Below are 13072 nucleotides of genomic sequence, written 5' to 3'. Positions count from 1 at the left end.
CAATTGTTCGACTTTAATCGACATATATCCGTTGTCCATACGGTTTGTTCTCTGTATTTGTCTATTCAAAGCCAATTGCGCTACCCTATATACACCCCAAACAATTGATTAGTGCCCAACAGACAATACGTTTTTTTCTAATCATGGCGTATACTGGTAACGAGGTTATTTGATGATAATACCCTTTTTATCCGGAGGTATCTTGCAATGGTGACACACTTGAAGAATCTTGATATAGCCATATACCTACGTAAATCAAGAAAAGATATAGAAACTGAGCGTGAAGCTGCATCGCGCGGTGAAGAGTATGATACTCTCACCAAACATAGAAAAGAACTCCTCGCCTTTGCCAGAAAAAACGAACATAACATCGTGGACATCTTTGAAGAAGTGGTGTCAGGGGAGTATATTGCTGAGAGACCGGAAATGCAAGCCCTGCTCCAAAAAGTAAAGGACTTGAACTATGACGGTATTTTAGTCATGGACCTGGATCGATTTGGACGCGGAGATAAGATGGATCAGGGTCGCATCGAGCGAACCTTTAAAGAAAGTCAAACCCTCATTCTGACCCCTCAAGAAACCTTGGACTTGAACGAGGAATCAGGCGAGTTTACGGTTGAAGTCAAAACTTTTTTGGCTCGCATGGAGTACAAGCAGATAAAAAAGAGGTTACAGGGTGGAAGAAGAAGGGGCGCGACATCGGGGAGAGATCAGTCCACAAAGCCACCTTACGGATATCGAAAAGACGATAGTCTACGACTTGTCGTCCAAGAAGAAGAAGCTAAAGTCGTCCGTATGATCTTTCAGTGGTGTGTAGATGATGGCCTGGGCAGAAGTGCAATAGCTCAGCGGCTAATGGATTTCGGTATCCCCTCTCCTACTGGTCTACCGCAATGGCAACATGTAACAGTCGGTAGAATCCTAAAAAACCCCAAATACAAAGGCGATCAAGTATTTGGACGTACGAAATGGTCAAAAAATGAAGACGGGACATATTCTTATACAAAGGTGCATGACATAGAGCAAATGGCTTATCTCGAAGGAGCGCATGAGCCGATAGTTGATCCTGAGCTCTGGGAAAAAGCACAGGAAGCCCTGTCTCGCCGCCGTGAAGCACCAGTCAAGAAGAATCATGATATTCTCAATCCGTTTGCTGGTATTCTGAAATGCCAAAAGTGTGGCAAGGCTATGCTTGCTAATAAACCAACCAATCGGCCAAATAAGTACCTTAGTTGTTATACCACTCGCTGCGATACAAAAATGATCGCGCTCTATAAGGTTGAGGAAGTATTTCTTCGTCAACTCGAAACAATCTTTGACCACCTGCGCGCAACAGCGAAAAAGCGTCGTTCTCAGCCTGACGATGCTGCCCTTGATTTGGCGAAAAGAAAGGTATTGCGTATCAAAGAAGACATAAAAAAAACCAACCTCCGCAAAACTAACCTACACGATTTGTTGGAAGATGGCACCTATGATAAAGACACGTTTTTGGAAAGAAGCAGATTGCTGCAAGAGCAGCTAAAGCAGTTAGATAATGAACTTGAAGCTGCTGAGAAGCAAGTCGAGCTGGAAGCAGGTCGACTGAATCAAGCTCTAAAGGTTCTCCCTATGATCAAAAAGGCACTGACGGAATATAAAAGCGCGGGTTCCATTAAAGAACAGAATGCCTTGCTAAAGGAAATCGTTCGCGAAATCAAATACAGGAGAGAATCGGACTGGACAGGGCCATATCATTTTGAAATTGAAATCCATCTATATGATTGAGGAAGGTATATCCTTCCCTCGATGTACATATCATTTAACGTAAGACTTGTTCATGTTGCAATAAGCTTCCACATTGTCCAAATAGTTATCCATGAGCGTTTTTGCCGACTCTTCGTAGCTGTAGACAAACGCCTTCTGCACTTCTTTTTTCGCCAGCTCGTCGTATTCCTTGCGCGCGATAGAGATGAAGTTCATATACCTCTCCCGCTGCTCCTTGGTAATGGATGGATGCTGGTCAAAGCCTTCTTTTAGTGCCCGAAGAATATCAAGCGCATTGATGCACTCGGTATCGCGGCGGATCAGTGCACTGGAAATACGGTTGATGACATAACGAGGATCAATACCGGACATTCCTTCATCGGCATGCTCGTTACGCAGCTCTTCCAGATCGGCTCCCTTGAAGCCTTCCACCGATTCACCGTCATACAGCCGCATTTTTTTCAGCAAGTCGGCCCCTTGTTTTTTCGATTCTTTCAGGCGGGTCATAATGGAAAAGACTGCTGCTGACCGGAGCGCATGCGGTGCAATATGCACATGCCCCAAGTCGGATTGCTTGATTAATTTCGCGTATATTTTTTCTTCGTCACTGACACGCAGATTATACGGCATCGGCATGACGATAATCCGAGATTGCAGTGCCTCATTTTTCTTATTCGCAATAAATGCCTTGTACTCCGATTCATTCGTATGCGCAACAATTAGCTCATCTGCAGAAATGAGGGCAAAACGACCTGCCTTGAAGTTTCCTTCCTGTGTCAGCGACAGGAGATGCCACAAAAATTTCTCGTCGCATTTCAGCATTTCCTGGAATTCCATCAATCCGCGATTGGCTTTGTTCAGCTCCCCATCAAAACGATACGCACGCGGGTCGGACTCAGAGCCGTACTTCGTAATCGTCGAAAAGTCGATGCTCCCCGTCAAATCGGCAATATCCTGAGACTTCGGATCGGAAGGGCTAAATGTACCGATCCCGACACGATTGGCTTCGGAAAACAAAATCCGGTGAACAGGGAAATCTTCGATGCACCCTCCGAATTCGTTCTCCAACCTCATCCGGTTATAGGGCGTCAATTCTCCTTCAATCTTGATTCCCAGCTCTTCTTCTACCTCTGGACGCAGCTCGTGCGGGATCAGATGAAGAGGTTCTTCGTGCATGGGGCAACCATCAAGTGCAAAGATCGCTCCGGCTTCCGTCCGAGAATACTCTTCCAGTCCTCTCTTGAGCATCGTTACGAGCGTAGACTTACCACCACTGACAGGTCCCATCAAGAGCAAGATGCGTTTGCGAACATCCAGACGCCGTGCAGCCGAGTGGAAATATTCCTCCACTAGGCGCTCAACAGAACGATCCAATCCGAAGATTTCTCGACTAAAAAATTGATACGAACGTGAGCCGTCCTCGTTCTCTTCAACCCCCGCGCTTTTAATCATGTTGTAGACGCGTGAGTGCGCCGTCTGGGCTATTTGCGGATTTTTACGTACCAGTTGCAAATATTCGGCGAATGTTCCTCTCCACATCAGGTTTTCTTCGCGGGCCCGGTGCTCAGCGATCCGTTTTAAAATGTCCATGTTCGACACTCCTCCCTCTTAAGCCCTCTCTCTTCCCAGCGACAATGTACTCTCATGTATATGTCCGCCTGCGGTCACGCATTCACGTGCAAGCCGTTTTCTCCGGTTGCCAACAGGCTCTTACAGCCTTTACATATGTGTATGCGAGATATCTGCACAAGTTTCAGCAATCTTCCCATAAAAAATCCGTCACATTGCTTTTTAACAGCTTGGAAGATTACGGAATTGTAAGGTTTACCGTGCGTAGCTGTAAGTTGATTCGATGGTTTGTAAGCCCATCTCCCCTGTAAAATACAATCATAAGCAACATACACGGAGGCCAAGACGGATTGGCGTAAAATAACAGGAGGAACGATCATGGATATTCAAGCAGAACGCATTCAAGTGAAAAAAGGACTTTATTTGACCGGCATTGCAAGCTTGGTGATTCTTGCGATATTCATTTACCAAGCAGTGACAGGGATGGAACTCGATACGGGTGAGATAATGAGTGTATATATTGCGCTAAGTGCTTTTTTGAAGCTCGTGCATGACTATCGAAAATTGTCACTCACTTAAGGGCGCAACAGCTTTAATTCGTTTGCAAAGTGGGCAGGCTACGCTATAATGGGAGTAGTTTGTTTACGAAAGGAGCTGTCAACCGTGGGTACATTTATCGTAGCATTGGTCTTCGGAGCTTTTCTGTTTTTCATTCTGACAGCTGGCTACAACGAGGACAAAACCTGGAACATGTAAGAAGCATTCAGGGAAAAAAGCAGGCTGCCTACTGTGGCAACCTGCTTTTTTTGTTTTCTTGTCATTTCTTATTCTCTTTCTTTTCTGCTTTCTTCGCTTCGATTTCAGCCTTGATTTCTGTTGCGCTCTTACCTGCTGTGTCAACGCCCCACTTGGACGCCTTTTCTTTCAGGTTCTCGAGCTGTTCTTGCTTCTTCGCTTCTTTTGCTGCCTTTTTCTCAACGTTTTCTGCTTTTTTTGCTACTTTTGCTTCTTTAATAGCCGCTTTTACTTCCTTCGCTGTCTTACCTGCTGTATCAACTCCCAGCTTCACAGCTTTATCATTTAGCTTGGCGAGTTGCTCTTGCTTCTTCGCTTCTTTTGCCGCTTTTTTCTCAACGTTTTCTGCTTTCTTTGCCGCTTTTGCTTCTTGAATGGCTGTTTTTACTTCCTTATTTGTTTTATCCGCAGTTTCTACGCCCCACTTGGTAGCCTTCGCGTTCAGTTTTGCTCTGTTTTCTTCCTTTTTCTCCGCTTTCGAGTGCTTAACCGTAGCATCCGCTGCTGTATCCGCCGCAGCCACAACAGAGATGCCGCTAAACAGTAAGGTAGCCATCACCAGAGACGAAACAAGTTTTTTCATGCAGATTTTTTCCTCCTTTATTATGTAAAACGTGGTCGTACACCCCTAGCCTACCTGATGATTTTGGGAAAAGTATGTGAAAAAGCAGGCTTGACCATTTTTTCAAACGGACAGCCTGCTTCTCGTCTATTTTTTCATGGTCATTCCTTAACCTGCAAACACACCGCTTTTTTCAGAAAGCGCCGTAAACAGCTCTTCTAATGATCCCCGCTGATCTACCGGATACTGAGGCTCACCGCGGTCTTCCATCCAATTGGTTACCAAAAACGTTTTCATCCCCAGCTTGGATGCGACCATGTCCTCCTGCATGTGATTCCCGACCATGACACAGTCTGTCGGTTCAACCCCGAGCTTTTGACAAATCTCCTTGTAATAACCAGGATTCGGCTTCGTGAAATGCGACTCCTCGTAGACGGTGACCAGCTCGAAATCATTCGGGGACATCCCGATCCAAGCGAGGCGATGGTGAATCGCATCACGTGGAAAAACAGGATTCGTCGCTACTGCAACCCGAAATCCTTGCTCTTTGGCGGCAGCAATGATCTGCTTTGCCCATGGTGAAGGATACGTCAGGTGAGAAAGTGTCGGAAATACATCGCGATAAAACGAATCGAACAGAGGCCATATTTCCTCTCGATCCCACTCACTGTGTTCCGTAAAATGTTCGATAAAAACTTGCTCGTTCGTCTTGTCAGGCTCTTGGTTCATGATCATTGCCTTGGTTGCATCCCAAATCAGTGCCAACAGCTTTTCGGTATCGTACTTATCTCCGACATGACGGCCTACTTCAACCAAGTAACTTTTGACAAAGGGTTCTGTCTGCATCTCTAATAACGTACCGTCCAAATCAAACAGGATGGTGTTCACAGTCATAATGGATCTCTCCCTCCCAAATGCCTTACGATAGCGATGGAAAACCTAACTGACGAAGTCCCTCAAACAAGACAATAGCTGCACAATTGGACAGGTTCACAGAACGGGTCGCACCGCTCATGGGGATACGAATAGTCTGTTCCCGATATTTTTCTGTCAGCTCTTCCGGCAAGCCCGTCGTCTCCTTGCCCAAGATAATGTAGTCGCCATCCCGGAAAGAAACGTCCGTATACAACTTTTCCCCCCAGGTCTCCACAAAGTAAAAGGTGCCCGCACCTTCTCCTTGTGCCGCAGCAAAGTGCTCGAAGCTCTCATGATGGTGAACATTTACTGCATGCCAATAATCGAGACCAGCCCGCTTCAGGTAACGATCGTCCGTTGAAAACCCGAGCGGATGAATTAAATGCAGATGCGCTCCCGTCGCTGCACATGAACGGGCGATGTTTCCCGTGTTGGCAGGGATGAGCGGCTCATGCAAAACAATATGTAACGGCATATCTGAAAATCTCCTTGTAAATTGCGAACTTGATACCTGTACACGTCCTATTATACCACCGTACCCAGCTTCTGTAACAAATGGAGTGCCTGCTGCATCTAATCAGAAAACTTTGGCTATCGAAGGAGTGACGATTAGATGGGGACACCCTTTTCATTTGGGCGACGCCTTGTCGCACATGTGAGTATCGTGAGTTTGATCCTGTTAGGCGCCAGTTGGATGTGGACTGATTTTTCTTCGTTCCCTGCACTGGAAACATGGAGCATGATTCTCGGCTATCTCTCATTTATTTTGATTGGCTGCACCTTACTGATTGGTCCACTCCAGTCCTGGCTCCCTGCTGGCTGGATGGCTGTCAGCTTGTCCATCCGTCGAGATATCGGCATATGGGCTGGGCTAACTGGACTGCTGCACGTCATTCTTGTGCTCGTCCTTTTTGAAAGTGAGCCTCGCCTGATGATCATACATGAAAACCGTTCTGAAAAGGCTGATGGATGGCTAGGTCTGTTCTTTTTCGCTTCCACTGATCCCACCATGTGGCCATCTCCAAACTGGACCCTCACAGGCGTTGCGAACTATCTTGGGCTGCTTGCTTTTTTCATTCTACTAGCCCTGTGGCTGACTTCTTCTGCACGGGCAGAAAAATGGCTGGGTGGATCCAGTTGGAAAAGGCTTCATCTCGCCAATCCATGGCTTTTTGTCATCGTCTTGTTCCATGGCTTGATTTACATACAATCCATTAAAGGAGAACCACATACCTTTTCAGACATGCTCGTTTTCGCAGCAATGATTTGGATGATTCGCAGTATCTCTTTTATACGAAGAGCTTTTTTTCGCAAGCGGTAATTATACCCCTCTTATATGAAAGAAGGCATATCGCATTTTGGGCGTATAGGCTGTAGAATCCTCATATGCCCAATAACGCATGCTGCTATCTGTCGTATGGGCATTCACTAACGGCATCTGATTCGCGTCTTTTGCGACCACGATCGTATTGTGCTGAAAACGCCCATCCCCGTTAAAGTCATAACAAATGATATCACCTGGGACCAATTCGGCCGCAGAGCTTTTCGTAACCGCCCGCATAGGTGGTCCACCCGATTTCAAAAGCAAATACAAGCTATGCGCTACCGTCCAGCTATAGCTCCAAGAGGCGCCTTTTCCCGTGCGGATCCACCAGCCCTTGCCCATCTCTTTCGACATCAGCATAGGGATTCCGCCAGCGTGTAAACATTGCGAAATAAAATTCGTGCAGTCATCCGTAAAACGAGGATACACGGGATTCGTCGTGTTCCAGTAGCGTTCCGCATACGCGACTGCATTTGCAGCGTTGTAACCTCCTGCTCCATGCACAATCAGCATAGGCTGGTCAATGGCATCCTCGACGCCTGACACAACGATGACGGGCTCCTCCTCTTCCTCGACCACCAATTTTTGATCCCCATTCGACTCCCTTGCCCCGATTATCGACCATTTTTCATTCGTTTTGAGCAACTGGAGCTGGAACACTCTTTTATTTACCTCTTTATACTTGGTATGCTTGATCCCTAGTGTTTTATTTTCTTTCCATTGAACCGTTATTTCCATGGTGGCATCGGTATCTACCCAGCACATGGGCGTTACTTGTCCCTGGACAGCCAATAATTTGACTCCCCGCTCCTCGATTTTCCGCTTCTCCCGGTTCAGTCGATCCCATTCTTTCTGTACGCCAGACTCTCTTGTGCAATAAAAAGGCAGCAGCCGCTCATACTTTCCATCCATAGATGATTGGTGAACTGCTTGAAAGTATTGTTGAACAAATTCACGCCACTCCACTTTCCCCTCCTCCTTTCCTCCTCCAACTGCGACATAGACTCATGAACCGTTCATCTCAATGAAGAATATGTCACTCGTGGAGCATTCAGAAGAAAAAGAAAAGCTGTCCGAGCAAGCAGACAGCTTATTTGGAAGAAGCGTGAGCAAAAAGTGGACCTTCTTCTAAGGACAGCAAATATTCTTTAATGGATAAGCCACCGCCGTATCCGACCAAGGCACCATTCGAGCCAATGACACGATGGCACGGTATAATGACAGGAATCGGATTGCGATTGTTCGCACCGCCAATGGCTCGAACAGCTTTCACCGCTCCAATAGCCAAGGCAATATCTTTGTAAGAACGAGTTTCTCCATAGGGGATGTTCGATAACTCATTCCATACAGACTTTTGAAAGGGAGTTCCGTACAATACGGTTGGAATATCAAACGTCTTTCGCTTGCCTGCAAAATATTCTTCTAATTGCTTTTTCGCAGACTTATTGATCGCATCGTTACGCGTTGGGGTAATTCCTAAGAACGTTTTTTTGCACCAGCGCACCAGAGGCTCCAATCCGTCTTGTTCATTGGCAAACTGAATGTAGCACAGCCCTTCTTCTGTAGAAGCCAAGAGCAATGGTCCAATCGGTGAATCCATCATGGTATAGCCTAATTCCTTTGCCATTTTACGTCCTCCCTCTCTCGTTCAAACTAAGCCTGTGCACGAATCATGCTCATGCCTTTTTCTATCTCTTCCACTACTTCTGGTGACGCCTCTTTTGCTTTAGCGGTAATGAGCGCTTCTTGTGCCTGCTCTCCTCCGATTTTTCCAAGTGCCCATGCAGCAGTTCCACGAATGACTGGACGGGGGTCTTCAAACAAAAGACTCTCCAAATGAGGAACAGCCGTCCGATCCTTGAAATGTGCAAGCGCTAGTATGGCATTACGCTGAATTGGTTTTTTGCCCCGCCAAGATGAAGAGGATTGGCCGAATTTTTCCTTGAACTCCTTATTGCTCATCTGAAGCAGCGGAATCAACAAAGGCTTGGCAACCTCCGGATCAGGCTGAAATTCAGCATGATGGTCGTTGTCGATGCGACGATTCTTAGGGCATACAGTCTGACAAGTGTCGCAACCATACAGCCGATTCCCGATTTTCCCGCGGAATTCATCTGGAATAAAGTCTTTCACTTGTGTCAAATAAGCTACACATCGCTGTGCATCAAGCTGCCCGCCCTGAATCAAGGCTCCGGTCGGACAAGCGTCTACACATATATTACAGTCGCCACAGCCTTCTTCGATCGGGTGGTCGCTTGGCAACGGAAGATTCGTTACAAGCTCCCCCAAGTAAACCCATGATCCGAACTCTGGCGTTATGATAGCACAGTTTTTTCCTACAAACCCAATCCCAGCTCGCTCGGCTACAGCACGATCAGACAATGCTCCCGTGTCTACCATTGATTCGATCCGAGCCCCTGGTTCCAGCTCCATAATGAATCGAGTCAGCTTGTCCAGCTTGTCGCGCAGAACGTGATGGTAATCAGTTCCCCATGCTGCACGGCACAAGATTCCCCGATACGCGCCAGGCTCTGACTTTGGTGGATTTTTGAGCTTGGATGGGTAGGCCAGTGCTATTGAAATCAGGGAACGTGCCCCGTCCAACAACAGTTCCGGGTTCGTTCTCTTTTCTAAATCAGGCTCTTCAAATCCAGATTCATAACCCTTTTCCCGGTGTACAATAAGCCGTTCTTTTAAGGTCGTGAATGGATCGGCACTGGCAAACCCGATCTTATCGATTCCGATTTCCTTGGCATAGTTAATGATGGACTGCTTTGTCTGCTCCCAGTACAGCAAGTCGTTCACAGCTGTTTAATCGCTCCTGTCGCCAATTCATCACAGCGGTTGTTCCATTTGTTGTCGGCGTGTCCTTTGACTTTTACGTACTCTACCTTGTGGGTGTCCATCAATTGCAGCAGTTCTTTCCATAAGTCCTGATTTTCCACCTGCTGGCCTTTACTGTTTTTCCAGCCGTTTTTCAGCCAGCCTTTATACCAGCCTTGCTTAAAGCAGTTAACCAAGTATGCACTATCGCTGTACAGTGTCACTTTACAAGGCTCCTTCAATGTAGAAAGCGCCTTGATGGCCGCCAATAGCTCCATTCTGTTATTCGTTGTATGCGGTTCGGCACCGGACATTTCCTTGATGTGTTGGCCGTACATCAGTACAGCTCCCCAACCACCTGGTCCTGGATTGCCGGAACAAGCTCCGTCAGTATAAATATCAACCTCACGCATCGTCATCGTCAGGGTTCCCTCCTCTGTTCTCTTCTATTGTATCGAAGCTTAGTCGCTTCCACAAAAATTTTTTGTTATACTACCAAAAATAGGTTTAGTAAGGAGTGTCTATAGATGAAAGTCCAGCTAGATTCTTCCGTGTCTGAGCGTCTGCCGCAATTTTCTCTCGGCATTTTACAATACAGCAATGCTTCCGTCAGTGACTCCCCAAAAATGCTGCAAGGACGCATTAATTATTATGTGGAGAGCTTGCGGCTGGAGCACGATACTGCAAACCTGACAGAAATCGAAGGCATCCGCGAGTGGAGGGCCTGCTTTAAGCAAGTTGGCATTGATCCATCCAGATACCGCCCTTCCTCCGAAGCATTACTGCGCCGACTGCTGCAGGGAAATCCTTTTTTCTGGATTAATAGCGCTGTTGATGTTAATAATTTTTTCTCGGTTTTGCACGCGCTTCCTTTTGGGATTTATGACGTCAATCACTTAGCGGGTGATATCACTTGTCGCCTCGGCCACGCCGATGATGTCTATGAAGGATTAAATGGACGCGAAGTCAACATGGAAGGGAAACTGCTACTCGCTGATGGTAACGGAGCATTTGGGAGCCCCATCGTCGATTCCAAGCGCTCATGCGTAACGGAACAAAGCAGCACGCTCCTCCAAGTCATCTTTTTCCATGAAAAAATGGAACAATCTAAAAAAGAAGAAATCGTAGGTTCAGTTGGTCGCATGTTTACGGAAATCAACGGTGGCGAGCTGACTCACTCCTCTATAGTTACTGCCTAAGAAAAAGACGGCCCGTCATGCAGCCTGGCCGTCTTTTTCTACGCTATCTTCCTTTTTTCTAAAAACAATATGTTCCAGGACCAGGCACACAATAACTCCGAGCAGTAAGCCATTGCCGAACAAAAAACTGGCTAATGCAGGAAGTTGCTGCCAAGCTACAGCAGGTACGAACATGACTCCGATCCCGATCAGAAGCGAGCTGCCCCCAACAATAATCGTACGTTCGTCCATCTTCACATTCACGTAATCCTTCAAGCCGAAGCCAAGCAGTTGCGTATAGGAAATGAACATCGCCGCGTATGCCACTGGAGTAGGTAAAGCCGCCAAAAAATGGGCAACAGTGGGAATCAGCCCAATCAGCATCATCCCCAGCATCGCTATCACAAATGGCAGGCGCGAAGCCATTTTCGTCGTTTGAATAACCGCTGCTGCCAAGGAAAGTGGAATCATACCAACCACACCGCTCAAGCCTGACAGGAAATGGGATACCCCTGTAAAAATACCACCGCGATTGTACTGCTTTTCAGTAGGCACAGTGTCTGTCGCTTTTCCCATGACTGACAAACTCGTCATGAGGTTTGTCAACAGAACGAATCCTGTCAGCATACTTGTTAATACAACGCCCCAATCCCAGCGTGGGGGTCCCCAAAAGAAAATAGAAGGCCAAGAAAATAATTGCTCAGTAGGCCGGACAGGTTCTGTCCATCCAAGAAGCGCGTATGCGATCCAGCCACCAACCATGCCAAACAAAACGGCAAAACTGGAGAATCGCTTCGTTCGCATTATGAACACAACAAGGGCTACGATCCCTATAGACACAAGTGCTACACCCGGTTGTACCTCTTTTGAATGCTGAAAACCAATACCGAGCATGCCCGTGAGAATGTTACTACACAAAGAAACTGCAAGCAAAATCATATACGTACCTGAAACCAGCGGCGTAAACCACTTCTGTAATTTGCCAATCCAGCCTAATAAACCAAAAATGAAAAAGAGTAGACCTGCTAATATCATCCCCACTTGAAAGGATTGACCAATTTCTTGTGGATGAAGGCCCATACTCGTTCCGAGTTGAGCCAAAATGATAAAGATCCCCCACCATAATCCAGCCGGTCCTTCTATCATCGGATAGCGGTGTCCAATCCATACTTGCAGTAGTGATGCGAGTCCAATGTAAAACATGGTCTGCTGCATCAGCTTTCCAATTTCATCAGCCTGCAAGCCGTACATATCTCCAATCATTAGTGGTACCGCCACACTGCTGGAAACTGTTACGATCATCCATTGCAATACGGACAGTGTCGTGATCCCTATTGGCGGCTTGTCTTGCAGTTTGTAAAACACCTCAACCACCTCGTCCTTTTGCGTACACAAGTTGTCTATTTCCCTGTCTACACTATGTGCATATTAAAGCAGAAAAAAACCCCAATCATCAAGATATCTTGACATTCAGGGTTAGCTTGTAAAAGTATGGTGCCGGTGAAGGGACTTGAACCCCCACGGTTTCCCTCACGATTTTGAGTCGCGCGCGTCTGCCATTCCGCCACACCGGCAAGTACTATGGAGGAGGCACCCGGATTTGAACCGGGGATAAGGGTTTTGCAGACCCGTGCCTTACCCCTTGGCTATGCCTCCATGATATAAGGTGAAACAATTTGAGAAATGGAGCGGACGAAGGGTCTCGAACCCTCGACCTTCGCCTTGGCAAGGCGACGCTCTACCAATTGAGCTACGTCCGCATTTTAATGGCTGGGGTACTAGGATTTGAACCTAGGAATGACGGAGTCAAAGTCCGTTGCCTTACCGCTTGGCTATACCCCAATAAGTAATCCCCAACTATGAATTTATGGGGCGATCGATGGGACTTGAACCCACGAGTGCCGGAGCCACAATCCGGTGCGTTAACCCCTTCGCCACGACCGCCATGATTACTACTATTTTATAAAAAAATGGCAGGGGCAGTAGGAATCGAACCCACACCAAAGGTTTTGGAGACCTTCGTTCTACCGTTAAACTATGCCCCTATAAAGGTGGCTCGGGACGGAATCGAACCGCCGACACGAGGATTTTCAGTCCTCTGCTCTACCGACTGAGCTACCGAGCCTTATATCTCTGCTTTACGCGCCAATTTCATTTGATTAG

General features: G+C 46.9%; 12 protein-coding genes, 7 tRNA genes and 1 pseudogene. 4 read left to right on the top strand and 16 right to left on the bottom strand.

Annotated features, from left to right (window positions below; translation table 11 throughout):
* Positions 1–207: 207 nt before the first annotated feature.
* Positions 208–1764 (top strand): recombinase family protein, encoded by a 1557-nt coding sequence (locus ACM6JA_RS16480; RefSeq protein ID WP_414853170.1) that lies wholly within the window; start codon positions 208–210, stop codon positions 1762–1764.
* A 45-nt stretch (positions 1765–1809) separates the two neighbouring features.
* On the opposite strand, the pseudogene ACM6JA_RS16475 reads toward ACM6JA_RS16480, so the two are convergent.
* Positions 1810–3333: pseudogene (locus ACM6JA_RS16475) on the bottom strand (PrkA family serine protein kinase); the annotation flags it as partial.
* 357 nt (positions 3334–3690) lie between these two features.
* On the opposite strand from ACM6JA_RS16475, the gene ACM6JA_RS16470 reads away from it, so the two are divergent.
* Positions 3691–3891, top strand: a complete 201-nt coding sequence (locus tag ACM6JA_RS16470; RefSeq protein ID WP_414853169.1) for a hypothetical protein — start codon at positions 3691–3693, stop codon at positions 3889–3891.
* Positions 3892–4129: 238 nt separating this feature from the next.
* Here the strand turns inward: ACM6JA_RS16470 and ACM6JA_RS16465 are convergent, their stop codons facing one another.
* The 3 genes from ACM6JA_RS16465 to trmL form a co-directional block, all read right to left on the bottom strand.
* The gene (locus ACM6JA_RS16465) at positions 4130–4690 is read right to left on the bottom strand and encodes a hypothetical protein (protein ID WP_414853168.1); all 561 of its coding nucleotides are present in this window, start codon (positions 4688–4690) and stop codon (positions 4130–4132) included.
* A 147-nt stretch (positions 4691–4837) separates the two neighbouring features.
* Positions 4838–5563: an HAD family hydrolase gene (locus ACM6JA_RS16460; RefSeq protein WP_414853167.1), complete on the bottom strand. Its 726-nt coding sequence runs from the start codon at positions 5561–5563 to the stop codon at positions 4838–4840.
* Between the two features lie 25 nt (positions 5564–5588).
* Positions 5589–6059 (bottom strand): tRNA (uridine(34)/cytosine(34)/5-carboxymethylaminomethyluridine(34)-2'-O)-methyltransferase TrmL, encoded by a 471-nt coding sequence (gene trmL, locus ACM6JA_RS16455; protein ID WP_048031461.1) that lies wholly within the window; start codon positions 6057–6059, stop codon positions 5589–5591.
* Between the two features lie 138 nt (positions 6060–6197).
* Between trmL and ACM6JA_RS16450 the strand changes: the two genes are divergently transcribed.
* The gene (locus ACM6JA_RS16450; protein WP_414853166.1) at positions 6198–6905 is read left to right on the top strand and encodes a ferric reductase-like transmembrane domain-containing protein; all 708 of its coding nucleotides are present in this window, start codon (positions 6198–6200) and stop codon (positions 6903–6905) included.
* On the opposite strand, the gene ACM6JA_RS16445 is transcribed toward ACM6JA_RS16450, so the two are convergent.
* From ACM6JA_RS16445 to rnhA, 4 genes are all read right to left on the bottom strand, one after another.
* Positions 6906–7874 carry an amidase domain-containing protein gene (locus ACM6JA_RS16445; protein ID WP_414853165.1) on the bottom strand — a complete coding sequence of 323 codons (969 nt, stop codon included), beginning with the start codon at positions 7872–7874 and terminating at the stop codon, positions 6906–6908.
* A 124-nt stretch (positions 7875–7998) separates the two neighbouring features.
* Positions 7999–8535, bottom strand: coding sequence for a methylated-DNA--[protein]-cysteine S-methyltransferase (locus tag ACM6JA_RS16440; protein WP_414853164.1), 537 nt, complete (start codon positions 8533–8535; stop codon positions 7999–8001).
* A gap of 26 nt (positions 8536–8561) precedes the next feature.
* Positions 8562–9713, bottom strand: coding sequence for a tRNA epoxyqueuosine(34) reductase QueG (gene queG / locus ACM6JA_RS16435; RefSeq protein ID WP_414853163.1), 1152 nt, complete (start codon positions 9711–9713; stop codon positions 8562–8564).
* On the bottom strand, positions 9710–10144 hold the full coding sequence (rnhA, locus tag ACM6JA_RS16430; RefSeq protein WP_173630755.1) for a ribonuclease HI: 435 nt from the start codon (positions 10142–10144) through the stop codon (positions 9710–9712). The genes queG and rnhA overlap by 4 nt, the downstream gene beginning before the upstream one ends.
* A gap of 114 nt (positions 10145–10258) precedes the next feature.
* On the opposite strand from rnhA, the gene ACM6JA_RS16425 reads away from it, so the two are divergent.
* Positions 10259–10930 carry a B3/4 domain-containing protein gene (locus tag ACM6JA_RS16425; RefSeq protein ID WP_414853162.1) on the top strand — a complete coding sequence of 224 codons (672 nt, stop codon included), beginning with the start codon at positions 10259–10261 and terminating at the stop codon, positions 10928–10930.
* Positions 10931–10945: 15 nt separating this feature from the next.
* Here ACM6JA_RS16425 and ACM6JA_RS16420 read toward each other — a convergent pair whose 3' ends face one another.
* The 8 genes from ACM6JA_RS16420 to ACM6JA_RS16385 form a co-directional block, all read right to left on the bottom strand.
* A complete protein-coding gene (locus tag ACM6JA_RS16420) occupies positions 10946–12274 on the bottom strand; it encodes a purine/pyrimidine permease (RefSeq protein WP_007726847.1) in 1329 nt (442 codons plus the stop codon).
* A 127-nt stretch (positions 12275–12401) separates the two neighbouring features.
* Positions 12402–12483: transfer RNA gene (locus tag ACM6JA_RS16415), tRNA-Leu, on the bottom strand.
* An 8-nt stretch (positions 12484–12491) separates the two neighbouring features.
* Positions 12492–12565, bottom strand: a tRNA-Cys gene (locus ACM6JA_RS16410).
* A gap of 28 nt (positions 12566–12593) precedes the next feature.
* Positions 12594–12669, bottom strand: a tRNA-Gly gene (locus ACM6JA_RS16405).
* Between the two features lie 7 nt (positions 12670–12676).
* Positions 12677–12751: transfer RNA gene (locus ACM6JA_RS16400), tRNA-Gln, on the bottom strand.
* A 26-nt stretch (positions 12752–12777) separates the two neighbouring features.
* Positions 12778–12853: transfer RNA gene (locus ACM6JA_RS16395), tRNA-His, on the bottom strand.
* Between the two features lie 27 nt (positions 12854–12880).
* A tRNA-Trp gene (locus ACM6JA_RS16390) sits at positions 12881–12954 on the bottom strand.
* A gap of 7 nt (positions 12955–12961) precedes the next feature.
* Positions 12962–13034, bottom strand: a tRNA-Phe gene (locus tag ACM6JA_RS16385).
* Positions 13035–13072 lie beyond the last annotated feature (38 nt).

Source organism: Brevibacillus sp. IT-7CA2 (assembly GCF_949767855.1).
In the GTDB taxonomy this organism is placed as follows: Bacteria; Bacillota; Bacilli; order Brevibacillales; family Brevibacillaceae; genus Brevibacillus.
This window is presented reverse-complemented; position numbering and strand designations above follow the sequence as displayed.